Here is a 22,222-nt window from a genome sequence, read left to right as displayed (position 1 = left end):
GACCCCTGGTTCGCGCACGGGGGTGGCCGTCCGGTACAGTCTGATCGCGTTGCGGGCGATTAGCTCAGCGGGAGAGCGCTCCGTTCACACCGGAGAGGTCACTGGTTCGATCCCAGTATCGCCCACGCACAGCCTGACCGGGCAATCAGCCCGGGTAGCGACCCGGCACGACAAGACCTCCGAGTGATCTCGGAGGTCTTTTTCGGCTCGGCGTCCGCCCTTCCCGAACTGCATTCGGATCTCACCTGCGGCGATGACCGGCGCTGGCCTGGTGCCCGTGGGGCTGCGCGGGAACCACCGGCACCGCGCCGGGCACCGCCGGGGGCTGCGCGGCACAGTGGAGCGACGGCAGCACGCGGCCCTCAAGTCGGGCCCCGTGGACACCTCTCGCACGGTGCGGCCCAGTTCTTGCACGGCCGACGTACCGGCAATTCGCACTCAACTGTTCTCGCGCACGAAACGCGTCGGGAATCGCGCGGCCATCTTCGCCTCCGAGCGGGCTTCTTCCTGCCCTGATACCGGGTGAACAAAATGTTCTGCGGCGCGCCGACGTCGCTGCGAGCACCCCTCCGGCGGCATTCTCGTACTCCAATGTGGGGACCGGGTCGTAGGCCCTGCCGGGCCGGGCACCCGACTCGCCGGCGGCGCCGCGACTGTGCTGTGGCCTGGCCAGTCGGCCGGGGTGCGCCGCACCAGCCAGGCGGTCACCGCGCAGCCCCTGATGCGGGACGTGGGCATTCCCAGCCGACTTCGGTGCTGCCTGGAATCGGCGTCACTTACACTGCCCGCATGTCGAAGGTCCTCAGAAAACTGCCGGTCGGCGAACGGATCGGAATCGCGTTCTCCGGCGGGCTCGACACCTCCGTCGCGGTCGCCTGGATGCGGGACCGGGGTGCCATTCCTTTCGCCTACACCGCCGATGTCGGCCAATACGACGAACCGGATCTGGCCGACGTGCCCGACCGGGCCCTCGTCTACGGCGCCGAGCAGGCCCGCCTGATCGACTGCCGGGCGGCCCTGGTCGAGGAGGGCCTGGCGGCGCTGGCGTGCGGTGCCTTCCACATCCGCTCGGGTCCGCAGACCTACTTCAACACCACGCCGCTGGGCCGGGCCGTGGTCGGCACGCTGCTGGTCCGGGCGATGCAGGACGACGGCATCTCGATTTGGGGCGACGGATCCACCTTCAAGGGCAACGACATCGAGCGCTTCTACCGGTACGGCCTGCTGGCCAACCCCGGCCTGCGGATCTACAAGCCCTGGTTGGACGGCGAATTCGTCGCCGAGCTCGGCGGCCGCCACGAGATGTCGACCTGGCTGACCCGGCACAACCTGCCCTACCGCGACTCGGCCGAGAAGGCGTACTCGACGGACGCGAACATCTGGGGCGCCACCCACGAGGCCAAACGGCTCGAACACCTCGACACCTCCATGGAGATCGTGTCCCCGATCATGGGAGTGGCGTTCTGGGATCCCACGGTGGACATCCCGGCCGAGGACGTGACCGTGGAGTTCACACACGGCCGTCCCGTGAGGATCAACGGCCGGGAGTTCGCCGCCGCGGTCGAGCTGGTGCGCGAGGCCAACAGCATCGGCGGCCGGCACGGGCTGGGCATGTCGGATCAGATCGAGAACCGCGTCATCGAGGCCAAGAGCCGGGGCGTGTACGAGGCGCCCGGCATGGCATTGCTGCACATCGCGTACGAGCGGCTGCTGAACGCGATCCACAACGAGGACAGCGTCGCGATGTACCACACCGAGGGGCGCCGCCTCGGCCGGCTGCTCTACGAAGGCCGGTGGTTCGACCCGCAGGCGCTGATGATCCGGGAGAGCCTGGACCGCTGGATCGGCTTCCCCGTCACGGGCAGCGTGACCATCCGGCTGCGCCGGGGCGCCGACTACACCATCGTCGACACCGCCGGCCCGCAGTTCAGCTACCACCCGGAGAAGCTCTCGATGGAGCGCAGCCACTACCCGGCGTTCAGCCCGGACGACCGGATCGGCCAGCTGACCATGCGCAACCTCGACATCGCCGACTCGCGCAGCAAGCTGGAGCTGTACGTCGCGCACGGCCAGCTCCCGCAGGGTAGCGACATCATCGGTGACCTGTCCGTCGGCGGCGCGGCGGTCATCGCCCGCAGTGAGGAACCCGAACCCGTCGAGCCCGACGCGCTCGACCGTGCGGCGATCGAGTCCGGCACCGACTGACGACCGGGCCCGCGGCTACCAGCCGCGGGCCTGCCACCCGCCCAGCGACGGGCGTTCGGCGCCGAGCGCGGCTGCCGGCGGCGGTGATGGTCTCGTGCAAGCGGGCCAGCAACTTCCGGATCATTTGCTGGGCGACACGGGGGACTGTCTCGTTAGCGAGACAGTCCTGGCTGTACAGCTCAGGCCGTCGAGTCGAAGAGGCTGGATTGGGCGGTCCCGGAAGCTGCCGGTTTGTCGGTCGGGATGCCGGCGGCTCCGAGGAGGGCCTCAGCATTTGGCTCGTCACCGAATAGGTGTCTGGCGAGGGCCGTGAGGAGCAGGGCGGCCCCAACCGTATCCCAGAGTGCCCGGTGTGTGTTGCTGCCTGGCGCGAGGCGGTTTGCCTGACTGGTGAGCCCGTGCCTGTCTAGCAGGGTGGCGAGGCCTTGCCGGGCCTTCGGGTCAATCTTGCGGGCCAGGCGAAGGGTGTCGATGAGGCCGACAGGGGTGATGGTTGGGCAGCGCCGATGCAGGAGGCGCCAATCGACGCTGACGTTGTGACCGACGAGGTACTTCCCGTTGATCCGGTGAGCCAGCTCGGGTTCGACGGTCGCGATCGTGGGGGCTGTGCGGAGAGGCTCGTCGATGAGTCCAGGCGAGATCCAGGGCCTGCGGGGGATCGAGCGTTGGGGGTCGACCAGAGTGCAGTAAGCGCCAGCCACGTCGGGCTGCCAGTCGATGATGGGGACGAGGGCAATCTCGAGGATGGCTTCGTGGTCACGGTCTTGGGCGCCGCTGCCCTCAAGGTCGATCGCTACGAGTTCCACCTGACTACACCTCCGTGCCGAGTGTTCCACGGCAACTGCTGGCCGCAATGTGAGTGGAGAGTGTGTCGCCGGGTCAGTCTTCCTCGTAGCGGGCAGCGTTCTCGAAGTGCTCGCGGATGTCGGCGAGGGCGGCGACCTGGTCGGGGTCGGCGGCGTGGCCGTTGAGGGAGCGGCCGTGGGCGTGCAGGTAGTGAGGTTGGTCGAGTTCCCAGATCTGGTGGCGCAGGGTGTGCTGGATGGCGTAGCGGCGTTGTTCGCCGAGGCCATGGGTCCAGACGTGACCGTCCTCGATGAGGTAGTCGGTGCGGTAGCCGAGGTGGGCGAGGGCGGCGTCCATGTCCCCAGGGGAGGGCTCCCGGTAGTCGTCGGCGCAGCGCTGCTGCTGGGCGGCGGGGCAGATGTCGCAGAGTTCGCGGACGCCCCAGTGGCCGTTGTAGTCGGGGGCGGCGTGGGCGTAGGCGACGCCGCAGGAGGTCTTGCGGAACAGCGGGGTGTCGATGCCGGAGGCGCGCCAGGCGCTGATCACGCGGGCGTCGAGGTCGGCGGGCATGACTTTCCGGCGGGCGTAGTCGTCGGCGTAGGGCACGTTGACGCCGAGGTTGCGCAGGTGGTCGGCGTTTTCGCGCTTGTGGTAGTAGCCGGTGAACACGATGGCGTCGACGTCTCGGCCGGCGTCGAGGACGTGGGCCATCGTGTCCGGGGCGTCGTTCCAGCCGGGAACGATGGGCCGCCAGTAGAGCACGACGCCGGTTCGCTGCTTGCGGCTGACGGCGGTGCGGATCGAGGTGAGGGTGGTGTTGCTCTTGGCGATCGGCTCGACGCGGTGATCGGTGATGCCCGAGTAGGTGAACAGCAGCGTGACCCGCAGGTGGCGGAGCTGTTCGAGGGTGGCCATGTCGGCGGCGGTGACCTTGAACCGGGTGATGACCAGGACCTGGTTGATGAAGCCGCGCTGGTCGAGGGTTTGCAGGACCTGGAACAGGTGGGGTTTGACGCCGGGGAGGAACGGGTCGGTGGCCTTGTTGAACAGCTGGATCGGGGTCACGTGGGGTTGGAAGGCGTGGTGGTTGACAAGCTGCTCGATGGCCTGGTCGGTGGGGCAGAGCAGGTGCGGGATCTTGACGTCGTAGTTGCCCCAGAAGTGGCGTACGCAGTAGCCGCAGTCGAGGGGGCAGCCGATGATGTGGTTGAGCGAAAGGCCGGATTTGCGGTAGCCGACAATGAGCGCCATGTACGGGTCGAGGTTGGCTTTGGCCTGGTCGGAGAGCACGGGCAGCAGGCGCGGGCCGGCGGCGATGGTCATGGTTGGCCTCCTTGGGTGGGCGGGTGGAGCAGCTGCCGGTGAGCGGGGCCGTACCAGATGGCGAATTCGCGTTCGGCGCCGGCGGGGTCGTCGGAGGAGTGGATGACGTTGGCGATGAGCCGGTACTCGGACTGGGCTTGGAGCAGGGAGTCCTGACCGAATCGGCCGCGGATGGTGAATAGGCCGGCGTGGGTGGGGTCGTAGTGGCCGAGCAGGTCGCGTAGTCGGGGTGCGGCGTTGGGGGCGTAGCCGAGCGCGATACCGACGCGGCGGCCGACGTAGGTGCGCCGTAGGTCGGCCGGGATGTCGACCCAGGTGAAGTGGGCGCGGCGGGTGGTGAGTAGGTCGTCGTAGTGGGCGAAGATCTGCTGCTCGGTGGGGCTGACCACCCGGTGGTCGACGAGCGTGACTTCGGTGCCGACCCAGGTCAGGACGGGATCGACGATGCCGCGGTCGACGCAGTCGGGTTTGAGGAGCACGACGGTCCAGCAGGTCCAGTCGACGTCGATGGCGGTGGTCACGGCGTGACTCCGGCTGGCATCCGGTCGGGCCAGCGCTGCTCGACCAGCCAGCGATGGCCTGGTCGGAGAAGGGCGAGCGCTTCCGGGGTGATGGGCTGGTCGGGGCGATGGGTGAGCTGCCGATGGACCTCGAACAGAGCGATTACCTGCACCCAGTAGCGGTCGAGGTCGACCGAGTTGGGGCCGAACGCGACTTGGTCCCGCCGCAGCCGCTCCTCCCATGACAGGACGACTCGCAGGTCAGCCCAACAGGTCGCGGAAGGCATGGCGGCAGGCCCGAAGTCGGGGTGGGGCGGTTCGGCGAGGATGCGTTCGACCTTCGCGAGGTCGAGCGTGTTGATGTGCATGGAGCCGACGTGGTGGGCGTAGGTGCCAACCTCGACGCCGAGCAGGCGAGCCGCGAACTCCTGGATGAAGGTGAAGGCGAACGTGTCGCCGTACAGGCCGATCATTGCGTCGTTGCCACGCATATAGGCGCTTGCCTGTAGGCGGCCGGCGCGGAGCATGAACTGCAGGCCGAGGGTGCAGGCGACGTCCGGGTTGGCTTGGTCGGTGAGCTCGTCTGGCCGCATGATCAGCAAGGTGGCGCGCTTGGTGTCCGGGTCGTCGTGGAGCAGGGCCAGGATCCGGTCGAACTGCGAGCGGTCGTCCGGTGGGCTGGCACCGAACAGGCGGGGGCCGTACGCGGTGCCGGTCAGCGTCGTGCCGTTCTCGGACAGGCCGCGCAGCCGCGGGGCGTAGTGGGCGATCATGTCGAGGTCGTCGCGGCCGGAGAGGTACCACAGCGCCTCGGCATGGTTGAAGACGATGTTCGCCCGGCGGGCCGCCACGTACGGGGTGCGAGCGATCGGGTCCTGGATGGTGAAGCTGGCGTTCGGGATCTCGATCGCGGTCTTGGCCCGGGTGACGGTGGAGTAGCTGGGTTGGTCGTAGATCTCGCGCAGGACGGCCAGATAGGCGTCGGTGAAGGTGCCGAAGACGGGTCCGGTGATCATGACAGCCTCTCCAGGACAGTGAGCGCCGTGGCGACTTGGGTTGAGCAGCGGAAGGGCTCCAGCAGTGGCAGGCAGGCCGCGATGAGGTCGGCATGCTCGGTGCTGCCGGCGATCGACTGGATCCAGGCGAGCTTGTCGATTACGTCCTGGCCGGTGGCGACCTGAAGCTCGCCGGGTGCGTAGGCGTCGGCGAAGCGGATTTCGGCCGGGAGCAGGGGCAGGCAACCCGCGAGCAGTGTCTCGAACCAGCGCGAGGTCATGTGGCCGACGTACGCGTACCGGTTGGGAAGAAGGAGCACGGTCGCGAGCGCGCAGCGGTGCAAAGTCTCGACCTCGGCGAAGCCGCACCGGCCGGTGAACCGCACCTGCGGCCACCGCTGAATGCGGGTCCATTTCCCGGCGACCTGATGGGTCACGCTCGCGGCGGCGGGGGCGAAGTAGCGATCGAACGCGTCGTCACGGTCGTACTGGTTGCCGACATACACCAGCGAGACCGGCCGAGACCGGCTCGCGAGCAGCTTCGGATCGGCCGCGTCCAGCAGCGCATCGGGCACTGGGCACGGCAGCGACAACGCGCCGGGAGTGGGCATCAGAGCGAACTCGCCCACCGCAACGTTCGGGAACAGCCGGCGCGGATCGTCGCCGGGAAGTTGCCGGTCAACGTCCCAGATCAGGGTCGGAGTGCCCGCGCGGGTGTAGCGGTCGAACAGGTCCGTCTGCCGATGCAGGTCACAGGTATGCCCCGAGGCGTCGCAGTCGGTGGTGTTGCGGCCAGGCAGCGGCCACCGCCACTCGAAGATGATCGCGTCGAGGTCGGGGCACCCGGCATCCCATCGGTAGCGCCCCCGCGGTGTCTGCCCGGCCTCGAGCAGGTCCCGGTCCGGTTGGAGGAACACCACCGCGTGACCGGCCGCAATAAGCCCGTCGATGAACGGTCGCCGGTAGGCGCGGGAACCGTCCGGAGTGTCCACGATCCCGGGCCGAGGAAGCCCCACATGCTGTAGCCGATACGCATACGTCGAGCAGAACGGACATGCCCCGGCCGCAGGTAGGGGGCTGATGCGGACAACACGGCTGTCCCCATCGTGGGCGACGGTGTTGTTGTGCGTCCGCGGTTTCATCGACAATAGACGTTTCGTTCGGTCCCGATGGCGGTGGCGATGAGCCAGACCCCCAAGCAATTGCAGCCGGCGCAGTCCGTGCTGCACTTCTTCGGGGCCGAAGTCCGGCGGCTGCGCGTCGCCGCGGGCATGTCGCAGGCCGACCTCGGCAACGCGCTCTACGTACACAAGGACCTGATCCGCAAGATCGAATCCGCGGAGCGGATGCCCACCGATGAGCTGGTCAACGAATGCGACCGAGTCCTCGGTGCCGAAGGCTGCCTGGTCCGGCTGCTACCGATCTTGCGTCGGGAGCGAGCATTACGTGCGAGCGGGACAGCGGCCGGCTTTCAGTCAGAAGCGATTGACCGGCCGGTGCTGGACTGGCTGCTGTCGTCCACCCGTGATGCCCGGCGCGTACGGGCTGGCGGGGTGGACGATACGGCGGATCGGCTCCTTCAGCTTCGCGGCGCTGACCACCTACTCGGGGCCGGATCCACATATCCGGACCTCGCCGACGTTCTCGCCCAACTCGACGACCTGACCGACCGAGCACCGCAGCTCGCGACGGAATGCCTCGAACTGGCCGGCTACGAAGCGGTCGACCTAGGCGACGACGGGCTCGCGCAACAGCATTACCTCCGGGCCTTGGAGATTGCCACCCGTTCGGGGGATCGCCTCTACGGTGGCTACCTCATCGCGGTCAGCCTGGCGCATCTCGCCCTGCACTGCGGCGATCCCGATCAGGCAGCACGACTCGCCGCCGCCGCACTGCGCGGCACCGAGCACGCCACCACCCCCGCGGTTCGAGCGGCCTGCCGAGCCGTCCTGGCCCGCGCCCACGCCCGCCGCGGCGACGAACCCGCCTGCGCCGCCGCGCTGCTGCAAGTCGAAACGGATCTCGCCCGGAGCCGGCCGGGCGAGGAACCGGCTTGGATCGGCTACTTCGGGGAAGCTGACCTGGCCGACGAGAAGGCCCACTGCTTCTTCGACCTCGGCCTGCACGAACTCGCCCAACGCGAAGCCGCCCGAGCCGTCGACCTCCTCGAACCACACCGAGTCCGACGGCTGGCCATCGACACCGCCCTGCACGCCACCTCGCTGGCGCGCAGCCGGCAGATCGAGCACGCCTGCGTGCTGGCTCGCGAGGCGATCGACCACGCTGCCTCGGTCGCATCCTTCCGAACCGCACACCGCGTCGTCCTCATGCTGGCGGAACTCCAGCCCTACCTCGGTGAACCCGACGTCCTGGCGGTCACTGAGTACGCCCGTACCCGGCTGCCCGTCCTGTTCAGCTCGGCGGCAGTTCCGCGTCCTTGAGTACGCCGCGGTAGGCGTCGAGTTCCGCGTCCAGCGCCGTCGCGAGCGCGGAGCCCGACACGTAGTGCCCGACGCCGTCCAGCGCCAGCATCCCCACCAGCAGGCCGCGCTCGCGCAGGCCGTCCGCCAGCGCCGTAACATCATCGATAGGGGCAACTTCGTCCCGTACGCCGTGGATCAGCAGCACCGGCCGACGCACTTGGTCCGCTCGGACTGCGGCGTCGGGTGCGGCCAGGATCTCGGCGTGCGGGCGCTGAAAACGTGGGGCGGTCGTCGTCCATTGACGCGGGTCCACGATCGCCGACCGGGCCACCGCCAGCGCGAACGGCCCGTCCTCGCAGGCTGCGCGCAACGCCGTGTAGCCGCCCGCGCTGGCCCCGGAGATGAGCACCGCCCCGGGTAGCGCGAGGCCGGTGTCGATCAGGTACTGGGCGACGGCCTGGCAGTCCGCGACATCTACCAAGCCCCACTGCCCGTCGAGGGCCTTGCGGAAGGGCCGCCCGTATCCGGTGCTGCCCCGATAGTCGACGTCGGCCACTGCGAACCCTCGGCTGGTGAAGAACTGAACCTCCCCGTCCAGCCGCAGATCGCTGTGATAGGTCGGCCCGGCGTGCGGCCGAACGATGACCGGTGCCGGCCGGGCGTCTCCGGATGGCGGATAGACCAACGCTGTCACCTGGCCCACCGTCATCAGTTCGGGCACCGATACGTCGCCGGACTGCTGGTCGGGTCCTTGCCGGATGACCTCGACTCCTCCAGCGCCATCCGTGCTGACCAGCACGATCTCCTGGGCTCGGGCCGGTGAAGCGCCGATTACCGCGATCCGGTCGCCCACTACCGCGAGGAAGGGCTTGATCGACGTGTACGCCACCGGCAGACTCACGACGCCATCGGCGGACACCAGAACCAGTTCTTGCGCCGGACCCCGTTGGACGGTCATGGCGATCCGCCCGTCCGGCAGGAACGTGTAGTTGGCGTACCCGGACTCCCACGGTGCGGTGGCACACTCGGCGTCCATCGGCGCGACCGCCTCGGTCCGGCCGTCCCGCCATCGGTAGAGATTCCACCACCCGGTGCGATCCGACAGGTAAAACAGCCAGCCGTCCGGACCCCACTGCGGCTGGAACGCCGACTCGTCGGCGCCACCGGCGACCCGCACCGGGTCCGCCAGCCGCCTACCGGCGGAGTAGCGGGCGACCCAGACCTCGCTGGAATCCCAGGGCATCACGTCCGCCGCCCAGCGGACCCAGGCCAGCCGGCCCACGGAAACGCGAGGCGATGCCAAGAACCCGTCGGTCTTCTGCAGGACTCGCAAGTGCCCAGAGGCGACCGCGATCAGCTCATCGCCCCCGGCACTTTCTCGCACGCCGAGGAGTTCTTCGCCCGACCAGGTCAGATCCCCATAGACGTGTTCGGTGGCAGCGATAAGGGCAGCTCCGGTGAGTTGCCCGGATGAGTCGTCAACGACTACCGCTTCGCCAGAGGGCAGGACCGCGTAGGGCATGCCCCCGTAGGCGTGCAGGCTGCTTCCCACCCCACGGCCAGGCAGAACGGAGATCGACCCCTTCGACCAGGTGACCAGCGCCGCCCGGCCGGTCTCCGGGGACGACTCCACCCAGGACAACCGGCCGTCGACGCTGGTCAGCCAGTCATACGAGACACCGGCTTGGACCACCTCGAGAGCCGTCGGCCCTGATCCCGGCCCGTCGTCGATCACCAACACCCCACCCCACTTCGGGTCGCACTAGTTTCGGATGCGGACACCGCCAGTGTCCGCGCCCAACCGCTAGCGGCAACCCCAACCCACCGGATGAATGGAACCCATCACCTCGCCGCTGTACTTGCCCCCACGCTGCGGCGGCGAGCGACCGGCGGGCTCGCCGGACCCGGCCCCAGCTCGGAATCTCGCGAGACCGCCCCTCCAACACAGCCGAGGGAGTTGTGATCGGTGACGACCTACCTGGCAAGCTCCGCACGCGACGCCATCTCTGCGGCATTCGACACCATCAACACCCACGCGACCCTCAGCAGTACCGGTCTCTGTCGCACTTGCCAGACGGAAGGGCCATGCGACCGGTGGCTCGAAGCCGAACGCCACCTCCACGACTTGGGCCTACTGCCCCAACGGCAGCCCGGCGCCACCCGCCCCGACCTCGTCGGAGTGCGCCGCATCGGCGCGAGGTGGTTCACCCCTACGACGCCTGGAAGCAGTTAGTCACTCGCCTTCAGAATCTTGAGGAGGTACGAGACGCGCTCATTGGACACGCCGTGCCCGTCGTCCCGCATGCCGGCCACCCGGCGAGCGCCTTCCCGATCGGGTCTGCGCCGCCGACCGCGATGTTCGCCGTCAGGCTCGCGGCGGTACCGACGATCAGCGCGAACCACGGAATCCAGCCGGTGGGCCGCCCGGCACGTCGCTGCGCCACGAGGTAGAGGCTGGCGACGATCTCCAGGCCGTCGACGCTGATAGGGACGCGTACGCCTTCCATCCGACCTGGCCATGATGGGCAGCCAACTCACGCATGTGCGCGAAGCTGATGGCACCCGCGACGATCGCGAGGCCACCGACGGACAGCGCGGTCAGGACAAGCAGCAATCTGCTGGTCCGGTTCGCCGGGCCTCGGAGGTGCGATGAGGAATCGTGTGCCAGTCTGGGGTTGTTCATAGTTGGACTCCTCGGGCCGACCCCGAGGAGTCCCTACCGGTTCACCAGCCGCGGGCTCGCCACTCCTGGATCGCCGGCCGCTCCTTGCCGAGCGTGCCGTCCCGCCCGTGACCCGGGTAGAACCAGGTCTCGTCGGGGAGCCGGCCGAAGACCTTGGTCTCCAGGTCCGTCATGAGTGAGTCGAATTCCGTCGGGTTTGTTGTCCGGCCAGGACCCCCGGGGAACAGCGAATCGCCCGTGAACAGGTGCGGGTCACCCGCCGGGTCGTCGTACAGCAGGGCGACCGAGCCCGGGGTGTGACCGGTCAGCCGGATCACCTCGAGGGCGACGTCACCGCACCGGACGACATCGCCGTCCTGCAACGGCACGTCCGTGGGCACGGCGATGCCCGCCACATCGGGTGCTCCCGCGTACGTGCGGGCCCCGGTCGCGGCCACCACGTCGGCGAGCCCCTCCTGCCAATGGTCGTGGTGCTGGTGGGTGGTCACCACGGCGTCGAGCCGCCCGCCGCACAGCTTGAGCAGGGTCTCGGGTTCGTTCGCCGCGTCCACCATCAACTGGGCGCCGGTCGCCCGGCAGCGCAGCAGGTAGCTGTTGTTGTCCATGGGACCGACCGACGCTTTGGTGATGGTCAGCGCGGCCAGTTCGCGCACCCCGGGCGCGGTACCGACGTAGTCTGTCACGCCCGGAGACTACCCCTTCCGGCACGGAAAGGTCCTGATTGGCGGGCGACGCGGGGCTGCCCCGGCTCGCCGCCGGGGTGCACAATCCAGGCGTGGCGAATGAGTCGTTGGTGGGCCGGGTCGGCACGGTGGTCACCGGGATCCGCGACGGTGGCCGCCCCGGAGAGGTGCGGATCCTGGTGGCGGGCATCGCTCACTATTACCTCGCGTACGCCGCGACGGCCCTGCCCGCCGGCACCGACGTACTCGTCATCAACAACCGTGGCGCGCGCCAGGTCGACGTCGAGCCATGGCCCACTGTGCCGCTGGGCGAGGGCCCGGGCGGTGTCGAAGAAGGGCTGTAAGAGTGTTCGGTTATCGGGTGCCCGCCCCCAACGAGGCGCTTCTGATCAGCGGTCGGAAGCAGCGGGGTGCGGACGCGTTGCCGTTCAAGATCGTCACAGGGCACGGCGTCTTCGTCGTGCCGGTCTTCTCCCGGGCCAGCCGCCTCACCCTCGCCATGCAGGAGGCGGAGGTGATGGAGGACTGTTACACGCAGCAGGGGATCACACTCGCGGTGCATGCGGTGATCGCGTTCAAGGTCGGCGACGACCACGAGTCGATCGCTGCGGCAGCCCGCCGGTTCCAGGGCGACCAGACACAGATGCCGACCCTGGTGGGCCGGATCTTCAGCGGTCACCTGCGCAGCATCATCGGCAGCATGACGGTCGAGGCCATCATCCGCGAGCAGCAGACGCTGTCCGACGCGATCGTCGACGCCAGCAAGACGGAGATGGCCCGGATCGGCCTGGCCGTCGACTCGCTGCAGATCAGCAGCATCGACGACAAGGGGGTCGGCTACATCCGGGCCCTTGCGGCGCCGCACCAGGCCCGGGTCGACCAGGAGGCCAAGGTCGCTCAGGCCGCGGCCGACCGCCAGAGCGCGATGGCCCAGCAGGAGAGCGTGCGCCACCAGGCCGAGTACGCCCGGCAGACCGCGATCGCCCAGGCGGAGTACCAGGCCCAGATCGACCAGGCCCAGCAGACCGCCGCTCAGGCGGGCCCGCTGGCCGCGGCCCGCGCGCAGCAGGACGTCATCGCCGAGCGGGCGATGGTGGCGCAGAAGGCCGCGGAACTGCGCCAGGCCGAGCTGATCGCCGAGGTGGTGCGCCCGGCCGAGGCGGAGGCCGAGCGGATCCGCGCGCTGGCCCGGGCCGAGGCGGACGCCACGAAACTCTCCGCCGAGGCGGCGGCCGCCCAGGACCGGATCGCCCTGGATCAGGCGATCATCCAGCAGTTGCCGGAGATGCTGCGGGCCGCGGCGCAGGGCCTGCAGGGCGCGAACGTCACCGTGCTGGACGGCGCCGAGGGCCTCAACTCGGTGGTGGCCTCGCTGGCGGCACAGGGCGTGACGATGCTGGAGACGATCCGTACGGGCCTGCGCACGGCACCGGCGGCCGGGGCCGAGGTCACCCCGCTGCACGGCAAGGTCGCGCCGACCGCCTGACCCCGCGCGTCCCCGGCCCGGGCAGGGGCCGGGGACGCGCGCCGACACCACCCGTGCCGGTGCGCGCTATCTTGGGCGTCGCCACCAGCGGGGAGGGGTTCGTGTTGCGGTCGAGGATCGGAAGTCTCGTACTCATCGGGGTGATCGCCGCCGCGCTCGGCGGCTGCGGTGGCTCGCCGGAGAGCAGCGCGGAAGGCCCCACGTTCGTCACGCCCAGCGCGACGCCGACGTTCGCCACGCCGGGCGCGCCGGCCTCAGCGCCCACGCAGGCCGCCCCGTCGGCCTCGGCGGCGGCCACGACCCCTGCCACGCCGAGCGCCCCGGCCAAGCCCGCGGTGGTGACGCATGTCTTCCCGGTGGTCGGCAAGAACTCGTACGCGCACGTCCACCACGACTATCCGGCGACCGACGTGATCACCGCGTGCGGGAACAAGGTCGTCGCGGTCACCGGCGGCACCGTCAGTTCCGTCGTCCGCAAGGACACCTGGAGCCCGAAGGTCAACGCGGGAGCCACTCGCGGCGGCCTGTCCGTGGCGGTCAACGGTGACGACGGGGTGCGGTACTACGGCTCGCACCTGTCCGCGATCGACCCGGCGATCAAGGTCGGGGTCCGGGTCACGACCGGGCAGACGCTCGGACGGACCGGCGACACCGGCGACGCGAGCGCCTGCCACCTGCACTTCGGCATCTCCCCGCCGTGTGCCGACGGCAGCGACTGGTGGACCCGGCGCGGGACGATCTGGCCTTGGCCCTACCTCGACTCGTGGCGCAAGGGCGGCAACAAGTCGCCGGTAGCCGAGATCAAGGCATGGAAGGCGAAGCACGGCTGCCCGGCCGAGCCCGGCGTCGACCCGTAAGGCCGCCGGGCGCCGTGCGGACGCCCACCGCTGTCCGCACGGCGACCCGTCATCTCAGTGGCGGATGCCCGCGCGATGGAGCAGGCGTCGCTCCTCCTCCCGCCGGGCGTGCATGCTGATCTGCCGCGCTCCCTTCGGCGCGGTCACGGCCGACGCATCGTGCGTGCTGGACTCCGGATTCCGCCCCGGCCTGAGCCAGGTACGGGCTGTGCGCAGGATGGCGGCGGCGTCGGACAAGCCGGTCACACCGGAGATGGGCAAACTGAACTCTCCCCCCGTCGAGTGTTCGAGTTGGCTGATGGATGCGGCGATGGTGCATCCCGCGTCGGCGATGCTGGACCCTCCTCTGCGGTCGGCAACGGCCGCGCGACGGCACACGCGGCCAGGGCGACGACCAATGTGCGCCAGCGAGGCGGGGGACACCAGCGCGCGGGTTCAAGATTGACTGCAGTGCCCAAATCGGACGCGACGGTTTCGCGGTCGCCGCCCGGCTCAACTATGATCAAGATGCCGAGCGACGAAACGTGCATACGAATGCGGGGGTCGCCACCGTGGTGGCGACCCCCGCAGGCGTCAGGCGTCAGGCGTTCAGCGCAGTGCCGGTTCGGCGACCGCGGCACGGTCCGCGTCGTCGCCGTGGTCGAGCTGCTGCAGCAGCTTCTCGCCCTCCACGTCCACATCGGGCAGGGCCCGGTCCAGCCAGCGGGGCAACCACCAGGCGGCACGCCCGAGCAGCGCCATGACGGCCGGGACGATGATCATCCGGACCACGATGGCGTCGAAGAGTACGGCGATGCCCAGGCCGAAGCCGATCGACTTGATGATGGCCTCGGGGCCGAGCATGAAGCCGAAGAAGACGCTCATCATGATCAGCGCGGCGGCGGTGACGACCCGGGCGCCGTGGCTGAACCCGCTGACCACGGCCTGCTCCGGCGCACTCCCGTGGACGTGCTCCTCGCGCATTCTGGTGACCAGGAAGACCTGGTAGTCCATGGCGAGGCCGAACACGATCCCGATCAGGAAGATCGGCAGGAAGCTGATGATCGGCCCGGTGTGGTCGACGCCCAGCAGGTCGGAGAGCCAGCCCCACTGGAACACCGCGACGACCGCGCCGAAGGTGGCCGTGACGCTGAGCAGGAAGCCGAGCGTGGCCTTCAACGGCACCAGCACCGACCGGAACACCAGCGTGAGCAGGACGAACGCCAAACCGATCACGAGTGCGAGGTACGGCGGCAGAGCGTCCGCGAGCTTGGTGGAGATGTCCAGGTTGATCGCGGTGGTGCCGGTGACGCCGAGGTACGCGCTGGTGACCGTGCCGTCGAGGCGCCGGATGGCGTGGACCAGGTTCTCGGTGGAGGCGGCGTCCGGTCCGGCGGTGGGGATCACGGTGAGGATGGCGGTGTTCCCCGCCGGGTTGGGCACCGCGGGCGTGACCACGGCGACGTTCTCCATGCCACGGATCCGTCCGGCGACCTGATCCGCGGCGGTCTTGACGGACCCGGACGGGGTGTCCACCACGACCATCAGGGGGGCGTTGAAGCCCGCGCCGAAACCGCCCGCCAGCAGGTCGTACGCCTTGCGCTGGGTGCTCTCCGGCGCGGCCGTGCCGTCACTGGGCATGCCCAGCCGCAGGTCCAGGGCCGGGATGGCGACGACACCGAGGCCGATCACGGCGGCCAACAGCGCGACGACCGGCCGCCGGACGATCGCCCGCACCCACCGCACGCCCAGGGTCGGCTTGGCGTTGTCGGCGTCGCCCTCGGGGTCGTGCTCCTTCAGGCCGGGGATGTGCCCGGCGGTGATCCGCCGCCCGGCGAAGCCCAGCAGCGCGGGCAGCAGCGTCAGCGCGATGAGGACGGAGATGGCGACCGTACCCGCGGCGGCGAGCCCCATCTGGGTGAGGAACGGGATGCCGACCACGGCGAGCCCGGCGAGGGCGATCACGACCGTGAGCCCGGCGAAGACCACCGCGGAGCCGGCCGTGCCGACCGCCCGGCCGACGGCCTCCTGCGGGTCCCGCCCGATCGCGAGTTCGTGCCGGTAGCGGGAGACGATGAACAGCGCGTAGTCGATCGCGACGGCCAGACCGAGCATCATCGCCAGGGTCGAGGTGTTGCCGGACAGGTCGGCGAAGTGGGTGGCCACCGAGATGGCGCCGACCCCGATGCCGATGCCGATGATGCCGGTGAGCAGCGGCAGCCCGGCCGCCACCAGCGAGCCGAAGGTGATCACGAGCACGACCGCGGCCACCACCAGGCCGATGACCTCGGTGGCGCTGCCGCCCGGCTGGTGCTGCACCGCGTCGCCGCCGGTCTCGACGGTCAGCCCGGCGGACCGGGCGCCGTCGACCGCGGTGGTCAGGGCGTCGCGGGCCGCGCTGGTCAGCTCCGGGGCCTGCACGGAGTAGGTGGCCTGGGCGTACCCGACCGTGCCGGCCTGGTTGACCGCCCGGGTCTGGAAGGGATCGGTCACAGAACCCACCTGCGGGGCCTTCTGCAGGGCCGCGACCGCGCGTTCGATGGCGGCCTTGTTGCCCGGCTCGGCCAGGGTGTGCCCGGCGGGGGCGGCGAAGACGATCCGTGCGGTCGCGCCTCCGGCACCGGCCTGGGGGAACCGGTCGTGGAGCACGTCGATGGCCTTCTGCGCCGGGGTGCCGGGGATGCTGAACGCGTCCGACGTCGGCTTCGCCAGCGTGGCCGCGCCGACGAGGGTCGCGACCAGCACGGCCAGCCACGCCAGCGTGATCAGCCAGCGCTGCCGGAACGAGAACCGGCCCAGCCGGTACAGCAGGGAAGCCACAACGATCTCCTGTTCGCGAGCATGGGGAACCGTCCGTCCGCCCGGCGGGCGCACGGCGGGGAAGGGGTCGGGTCAGGCGTCCGGCGTGACGGCGCCCACGGGCAGCCCGGCGCGCAGTTGCGCCAGGCAGTCACGGATCAGTTCGGGCAGTGGCCGGTCGGTGGCACCGCTGATCCACAGATCGATGGAGGTGCTGATGGCGGCGCAGACAGCGGCCGCCAGCAGGCGTGGCCCGGGGTCGGAGTCGAGGTCGGTGCCGGTGCGTTCGGCGAAGATCGCGGCCATCCGGATGGCGGCGTCCTGGAACACGACGAGGTTCTGCGCCAGCATGGCGGGGTTGCGCCGGATCTCCTCGGCCAGGACGGCGAAGCTGTCCCGGTCACCGACGATCTCGGTGACCCCCTGCGGCAGCACCCGCCCCAGGCCGTCCCACACCGATTCGCCCGCGGGGCGCCCGCGCAGCTTCTCGAGCAGAGCGAGGTGCCGCAGCACCAGCTCGCCGAGGATCGCCTCCTCCCGGCTGGCGAAGTAGTTGCGGAAGGTACGCGGGGAGACGTCGGCGGCCGCGGCGATCGCCTCCGGGGTGACCGCGCCGAGTCCGTGCGTGAGCATCAGCGACCAGGCCGCGTGGCTGAGCGCCGCGCGGGTGGCCGCCTTCTTGCGTTCGCGCAGCCCGGCCGGTGAGGTCATGCCTCCACCATCGGTGAATCTTGCCGGGGTGGCAAGTTTTCCGGCTGGGCAACGTAGTGGCGTTGTTCATATCCGGATCGGGCGGTGGCTGGCGCCTCTGCCTGTGGATCAGCTCCTGATCAGGCCGATCGCCGCGGCAGCCGCCATCCCGACGCCGACGACCAGAATGATCGTGGCGGTGGTGGCGGGCATCCGGTGCAGCAGCAGCCGGTTCCACCGGTGCGATCGCGCCCGGTGCAGCCGCTCACCCCATCGGGCCAGCGCGAAACCGATTCCGGTGAGCGTGGCGGCCAGCCCGATGCCGTAGGCCAGCACGACCAGGACCCCGTACCAGGCGCGGCCCAGAGCCGCGGCGCCGAGCAGCACGACCACCGCCGACGGGCTGGGGGACAGGCCACCGGCGAACCCCATGACCAACAGCGTGCGTACGCGCAGCGGCTCGTCGGGCGCGGGCACGTAGTGAATGTGGGTCCGTCCGCCGTGGGAGTGCGCCAGCGTCCGGACCGTGCCGGTCACCGGCGGGTGAGGATGCTCAGCGGCAATGCCCTCCGCCGCACCGTCGTGGTGGTGGTGCGCGTGCGGGTGCCCCACCGCCACGAGCTCACCGTCGTGATGGTGGTCGCGGTCACCGCCGTTGTGGTCGTGGCCGGGCGCATGGTCGCCGCTGCCGCCGTGGCCGTGATCGTGGTGGCCCTGGTGGTCGTGGGCGTGGGTGTGCCCGTGCCCGTGCCCGTGGTCGTGGTGGCGGTGGTCGGGGATGCGGACGGCGGCCCAGCGGCGGCGGGCGCGGGCCAGCATCTGCGCGCCGACCAGGGCGACCACGATCCCGCTGACCAGGCGCAGCCATTCGTACATGGCGTCGGGGGCGAGTTGCAGGGAAGTCGCCAGCACGATGCCGAGCGTGAGCACCCCGACGGTGTGGGTGGCCGCCACGGACACCGCGACCGTCAGCGCGTGCACCAGGCGCCCCCGGGCGCCGACCAGGTAGGCCGCCATGATCGTCTTGCCGTGTCCCGGGGCGACCGCGTGGGCACCGCCGAGGACGACCGCGATGAGGAAACCGAGGACGCCGACCCCGACGGTCAGCTGCGGCCGTCCGATCAGGTCGGTGAACCAGGAGGTCAACCGGTCGACGCCGCGAGCCTGCGCGCCGTGATCGCCCACGGCGGTGAACGGGGCGGGTGGCGCGGCCGCACCCCCGGGCCGCACCGTCAGCGTCGCGGTCCGCACGTCCGAGGTGGGCGCACCGGCCGGGTACGCCGTGAGCCGGGCGCTGCGGCTGTCCGTGGGCACGTCGGATGCGGCCAGCGTGTACCGGTCCCCGACGGCGGTGATCTCGCGCCACCCGACCCGGTCCGCGAACAGCGTCGCCCGGTAGCCGATCGTGGCCGGTCCGGTGATCCGTACGTCGGCATGCAGCACGCACTGCAAGCGCAGGGTGGTCAGGCCACCGGCGCCGGGCGGGAAGCTCAGCCCGGTGGGGCGGGCGCGCAGCGGCCGGGGCTGACCGTCGACGGTGAGGGTCGCGGCCCCGGCCGCCGCGGCGCAGGTGCGCTCGGCGTACCCGTCGCGTTCGCCGGGGGAGACGGTGCCGTCCCGATCGGTGTCGACGTCCTCGTGCTGCGCCTGGTATGCGGGCAGCTCGGCGAGGTCCAGCACATAGTCCACATCGACCCCGGCCGCGTTCACCCGCAGCCCGGCGTACTGATTGGTGGTGAAGTTGCCGAGCGGGTGGGCCTGGGCGGGCGCGGGGAGCAGCAGCGCGCCGGCGAGGCCGAGCACGACCAGGCAGAACAGTCGGCGGATCATGCGCGGCCTCCCAGGGCGTGCCGCGCCGCCGGACCGTAGCGCAGCGAGAAGTACGGGTTGATCGCCAGCGCCTGCCGGAGGTCGGCGCGGGCACCGTCCCGGTCGTGCAGAGCGAGGCGGATCATGCCCCGGTAGTAGTGGGCCCGCGCGTCGCGGGTGCCCAGCCGCAGCCCCCGGTTGGCATGGGTGAGCGCCTCGCGGTCGCGCCCCGCGGCGTGCAGCGCCCACGCGTACGCGATCTCCACGCTGACACTGGGCCGGGCCGCCAGCAGCGCCCGCCCCTTGGCCACCGCCTCGGCCGCCGGGCCGTGGTCGGCGTAGAAGAGCACCAGGTCGATGTCGGTGCTGGCCGGGGTCACCCCGGGCAGCCGGGCGCCGGCGCGCACGAGGTCGTCCGTACGGGCGGCCGCCGCCGGATCCCCCGCAGCGGTCAGCACGTCCGACAGCGTGACGAGGTGGTCCACGGTGGGCAGCACGGCGGTCGCCGCCCGCAGGTCGGTGACGGCGCTCGCGGGCTCCCCGCGGGCGGCGGTGACCTTGGCCCGGTCGGCCAGCAGCGCCGCTTGGCCGGGGGTCCGGGCGAGCCCTTCGGTGAAGCGGGCCGCGGCGGTGTTCAGGTCACCGGCGTTGAACGCGAGTTCCCCGAGGTGCTGCAGCGCGAAGGTGGTGTCGCCGGGACCGGTCGCGACGTCCAGGGCCTGCCGCATGAGCTGGGTCGCCCGCCGGGTGTCGCCGTGCAGTTCGAACAGGTACGACGCCCGGGCGAACGAGCCGGTGTCCGGGCGTAGGTCGAGCATCCGCTGCACCGCGGCGCTCGCCTCGGGATAGCGGCCGAGTTCGACGTATGCGTCGGTGAGCACGCCGTACGCGTCGGCGGAGTAATTGTCGGCGGCCACAGCGCCCCGGGCGTAGCGCAGCGCGCCGCGGAAGTCGTGCTGGGCGGCGGCGAGCGCGCCGAGTCCGGTCAGCGCCGCGGCGTTGCCCGTGGGCCGTACGCGCAGCGAACGACGCAGCGCGGCGGCGGCGGCCGGGTAATGCGCGGGGTCGTAGGTCAGCCGGGCGAGCTGCACGTGGGCCATGCCCAGCTGCGCCCAGCTGTGCCAGTCACCGGGCACCTGGTCGAGGTGGGTGGTGGTGCGCGCGACGTAAGCGTCGAGGTCGCGGGTGGCGGGCACCGGTGCGGCCGCACCGGCGGGCCGGCCCGGTGCGCTGGGGCGCGTGGGTCCGAGTACGACGCCCGCGGTGAGCAGGGTGGCCACGGCCAGGAGGCCGACCAGCACCCAGCGCACCGTCCATCGTCCGCGCATGGCGCAGGGTCCTTTCCGCCCGGGCCACTACCCGAACACACGCGACGTTCATGCACATTCCGGGCTAAATCACCATTAAACCGCCCAAAGCGCCTATAGAGTAACTATCACCTCATCCGGGCGGTGCCGTACGCGCCGTCCGTCTTATCCACAAAAACCAGGAGAACGATGAAACTCGTGCCCAAGGGCCGTCGCGGCCTCATAGCCGCGACCGCCGTCGGCGTGTCTGTGGTGTGCGTGGCAGCGCTCGCTCCGGTCCAGAGCATCGCCTCGTCGCACCGCGAGGCACCGTTGATCGCGGGGCTGCCCGCCCTCGACAACACCGACCTGTACGCGTTCGTCAGCCCGGACGCCCCCAGCACCGTCACGATGGTGGCGAACTGGCAACCGTTCGAGGAACCGAACGGCGGTCCGAACTTCTACCCGTTCGCGGAGTACACCGCGCATGACATCAACATCGACAACAACGGCGACGCCAAGCCGGACATCGTCTACCGCTGGACGTTCACCACCACGTACCAGAACACCAACACGTTCCTCTACAACACCGGCCCGGTCACCTCCCTGACCGACCCGGACCTGAACGTCCGGCAGTACTACAAGCTGGAACGCATCACCAAGTCGGGCAAGCAGACGCTGCTGTCCAAGGCCCCGGTCGCGCCGTCGTTCGTCGGGCCCGCGTCCATGCCGAACTACGCGGGACTGTCCAACGCGGCCATCACCTCGTACACATACGGCGGTGGCGCCGGGAAGTCGTTCGCCGGCCAGGCCGACGACCCGTTCTTCCTCGACCTGCGGGTCTTCGATCTGCTCTACGGTGGCAACCTGTCCGAGGTGGGCCAGGACACGCTCAAGGGCTACAACGTCAACACGATCGCCCTGCAGGTGCCCAAGACCGACCTGGCGCTCAAGGGCAACCCGACCCGCAACCCCGTCGTCGGCATCTGGACGACGACATCACGGGCCAGCTACGACATGAAGACCGGCACGACGCACGGCAAGTACCAGCAGGTGTCGCGCCTGGGCATGCCGCTGGTCAACGAGGTCGTCATCCCGGTCGGGCGCAAGAACGAATTCAACGCCACGACCCCGGACAAGGACGCCAAGTTCCTCAAGTACGTCACCAGCCCCGAGGTGCCCAAGCTGATCAAGGCGATCTACGGCATCCCGGCCCCGGCCGAGCCGCGCAAGGACCTCGTCGAGGTCTTCCTGACCGGCGTGTGCAAGACCTGTGGCCCGGTCGCCGCGGACCTCAACTCGCAACTGCTCAACAAGGACGTCAAGAAGTTCACCCCGAGTGAGCAGCTGCGCCTCAACCTGGGTGTCGCACCGTCGGCCAGCCCGAACCGCCTCGGTGTGATCGGCGGCGACCTCGCCGGCTTCCCGAACGGCCGGCGCCTCGCGGACGACGTCGTGGACGTCACCGTACGGGCGGCCGAGGGTGTGCTGCTGCCGGGTCACCCGGCCGCGGTGGACACCCTGGGCGACGCGGTGAACGCGAACGACCACCCGTTCCGTACGGCGTTCCCGTACGTCGCACTGCCCAACACGGTCGCGGTCAACCAGTCCTGACCGATGGTTGCCCCCGCCGGCGTCCTCTGCCGGCGGGGGCAACGTCCCACCGGGCGGGCTTGTCGAGTCGATCTATCCTCCTGCCCATGAGCAGCCAGGCCGGA

Annotated in this window: 19 protein-coding genes and 1 tRNA gene; 7 read left to right on the top strand and 13 right to left on the bottom strand. The window is 70.3% G+C overall.

Annotated elements, in window-relative coordinates:
• Positions 1–53 precede the first annotated feature (53 nt).
• Together ACMCNO_RS25215 and argG are read left to right on the top strand one after the other, a co-directional pair.
• Positions 54–125, top strand: a tRNA-Val gene (locus ACMCNO_RS25215).
• 664 nt (positions 126–789) lie between these two features.
• A complete protein-coding gene (argG, locus tag ACMCNO_RS25210; protein ID WP_412751922.1) occupies positions 790–2,205 on the top strand; it encodes an argininosuccinate synthase in 1,416 nt (471 codons plus the stop codon).
• A 179-nt stretch (positions 2,206–2,384) separates the two neighbouring features.
• On the opposite strand, the gene ACMCNO_RS25205 is transcribed toward argG, so the two are convergent.
• The 5 genes from ACMCNO_RS25205 to ACMCNO_RS25185 form a co-directional block, all read right to left on the bottom strand.
• A complete protein-coding gene (locus tag ACMCNO_RS25205) occupies positions 2,385–3,011 on the bottom strand; it encodes a 3'-5' exonuclease (protein WP_412751921.1) in 627 nt (208 codons plus the stop codon).
• A gap of 73 nt (positions 3,012–3,084) precedes the next feature.
• A complete protein-coding gene (locus tag ACMCNO_RS25200) occupies positions 3,085–4,314 on the bottom strand; it encodes a hypothetical protein (protein WP_412751920.1) in 1,230 nt (409 codons plus the stop codon).
• Entirely contained in the window at positions 4,311–4,835 is a 525-nt protein-coding gene (locus ACMCNO_RS25195; protein WP_412751919.1) for a nucleoside-diphosphate kinase, read from the bottom strand. Before ACMCNO_RS25195 ends, ACMCNO_RS25200 begins: the two co-directional genes overlap by 4 nt.
• The gene (locus ACMCNO_RS25190) at positions 4,832–5,830 is read right to left on the bottom strand and encodes a thymidylate synthase (protein WP_412751918.1); all 999 of its coding nucleotides are present in this window, start codon (positions 5,828–5,830) and stop codon (positions 4,832–4,834) included. The genes ACMCNO_RS25195 and ACMCNO_RS25190 overlap by 4 nt, the downstream gene beginning before the upstream one ends.
• On the bottom strand, positions 5,827–7,038 hold the full coding sequence (locus ACMCNO_RS25185; RefSeq protein WP_412751917.1) for a hypothetical protein: 1,212 nt from the start codon (positions 7,036–7,038) through the stop codon (positions 5,827–5,829). Before ACMCNO_RS25185 ends, ACMCNO_RS25190 begins: the two co-directional genes overlap by 4 nt.
• Between ACMCNO_RS25185 and ACMCNO_RS25180 the strand changes: the two genes are divergently transcribed.
• Complete coding sequence (locus tag ACMCNO_RS25180; protein WP_412751916.1) at positions 6,991–8,250, top strand: helix-turn-helix domain-containing protein; 1,260 nt, start codon at positions 6,991–6,993, stop codon at positions 8,248–8,250. The two genes, ACMCNO_RS25185 and ACMCNO_RS25180, sit on opposite strands and share 48 nt — an antisense overlap.
• Here the strand turns inward: ACMCNO_RS25180 and ACMCNO_RS25175 are convergent.
• The 4 genes from ACMCNO_RS25175 to ACMCNO_RS25160 all read right to left on the bottom strand — a co-directional run bounded on the left by ACMCNO_RS25175 (position 8,222) and on the right by ACMCNO_RS25160 (position 11,598).
• Positions 8,222–9,535, bottom strand: coding sequence for a S9 family peptidase (locus tag ACMCNO_RS25175; protein ID WP_412751915.1), 1,314 nt, complete (start codon positions 9,533–9,535; stop codon positions 8,222–8,224). The two genes, ACMCNO_RS25180 and ACMCNO_RS25175, sit on opposite strands and share 29 nt — an antisense overlap.
• Before the next feature lie 940 nt (positions 9,536–10,475).
• Entirely contained in the window at positions 10,476–10,739 is a 264-nt protein-coding gene (locus ACMCNO_RS25170; protein WP_412753930.1) for a hypothetical protein, read from the bottom strand.
• Positions 10,622–10,915, bottom strand: coding sequence for a DUF2637 domain-containing protein (locus ACMCNO_RS25165; protein ID WP_412751914.1), 294 nt, complete (start codon positions 10,913–10,915; stop codon positions 10,622–10,624). Before ACMCNO_RS25165 ends, ACMCNO_RS25170 begins: the two co-directional genes overlap by 118 nt.
• 41 nt (positions 10,916–10,956) lie before the next feature.
• Positions 10,957–11,598 (bottom strand): MBL fold metallo-hydrolase, encoded by a 642-nt coding sequence (locus ACMCNO_RS25160; protein WP_412751913.1) that lies wholly within the window; start codon positions 11,596–11,598, stop codon positions 10,957–10,959.
• 92 nt (positions 11,599–11,690) lie between these two features.
• On the opposite strand from ACMCNO_RS25160, the gene ACMCNO_RS25155 reads away from it, so the two are divergent.
• From ACMCNO_RS25155 to ACMCNO_RS25145, 3 genes are all read left to right on the top strand, one after another.
• Entirely contained in the window at positions 11,691–11,942 is a 252-nt protein-coding gene (locus ACMCNO_RS25155) for a hypothetical protein (protein WP_412751912.1), read from the top strand.
• A 17-nt stretch (positions 11,943–11,959) separates the two neighbouring features.
• On the top strand, positions 11,960–13,084 hold the full coding sequence (locus ACMCNO_RS25150; protein ID WP_412751911.1) for an SPFH domain-containing protein: 1,125 nt from the start codon (positions 11,960–11,962) through the stop codon (positions 13,082–13,084).
• 101 nt (positions 13,085–13,185) lie between these two features.
• Positions 13,186–13,941, top strand: coding sequence for a M23 family metallopeptidase (locus tag ACMCNO_RS25145; protein WP_412751910.1), 756 nt, complete (start codon positions 13,186–13,188; stop codon positions 13,939–13,941).
• 588 nt (positions 13,942–14,529) lie between these two features.
• Here ACMCNO_RS25145 and ACMCNO_RS25140 read toward each other — a convergent pair.
• From ACMCNO_RS25140 to ACMCNO_RS25125, 4 genes are all read right to left on the bottom strand, one after another.
• Positions 14,530–16,740 carry an MMPL family transporter gene (locus tag ACMCNO_RS25140; RefSeq protein ID WP_412751909.1) on the bottom strand — a complete coding sequence of 737 codons (2,211 nt, stop codon included), beginning with the start codon at positions 16,738–16,740 and terminating at the stop codon, positions 14,530–14,532.
• Between the two features lie 72 nt (positions 16,741–16,812).
• On the bottom strand, positions 16,813–17,430 hold the full coding sequence (locus tag ACMCNO_RS25135) for a TetR/AcrR family transcriptional regulator (RefSeq protein WP_412751908.1): 618 nt from the start codon (positions 17,428–17,430) through the stop codon (positions 16,813–16,815).
• Positions 17,431–17,538: 108 nt separating this feature from the next.
• The gene (locus ACMCNO_RS25130; RefSeq protein ID WP_412751907.1) at positions 17,539–19,239 is read right to left on the bottom strand and encodes a nickel/cobalt transporter; all 1,701 of its coding nucleotides are present in this window, start codon (positions 19,237–19,239) and stop codon (positions 17,539–17,541) included.
• The gene (locus ACMCNO_RS25125) at positions 19,236–20,546 is read right to left on the bottom strand and encodes a tetratricopeptide repeat protein (RefSeq protein WP_412751906.1); all 1,311 of its coding nucleotides are present in this window, start codon (positions 20,544–20,546) and stop codon (positions 19,236–19,238) included. Before ACMCNO_RS25125 ends, ACMCNO_RS25130 begins: the two co-directional genes overlap by 4 nt.
• Before the next feature lie 168 nt (positions 20,547–20,714).
• Between ACMCNO_RS25125 and ACMCNO_RS25120 the strand changes: the two genes are divergently transcribed.
• On the top strand, positions 20,715–22,118 hold the full coding sequence (locus ACMCNO_RS25120) for a DUF4331 domain-containing protein (RefSeq protein ID WP_412751905.1): 1,404 nt from the start codon (positions 20,715–20,717) through the stop codon (positions 22,116–22,118).
• Positions 22,119–22,222 lie beyond the last annotated feature (104 nt).

The sequence above is a fragment of the Krasilnikovia sp. M28-CT-15 genome (assembly GCF_047159595.1).
Taxonomy (GTDB): Bacteria; Actinomycetota; Actinomycetes; order Mycobacteriales; family Micromonosporaceae; genus Actinoplanes.
This window is presented reverse-complemented; position numbering and strand designations above follow the sequence as displayed.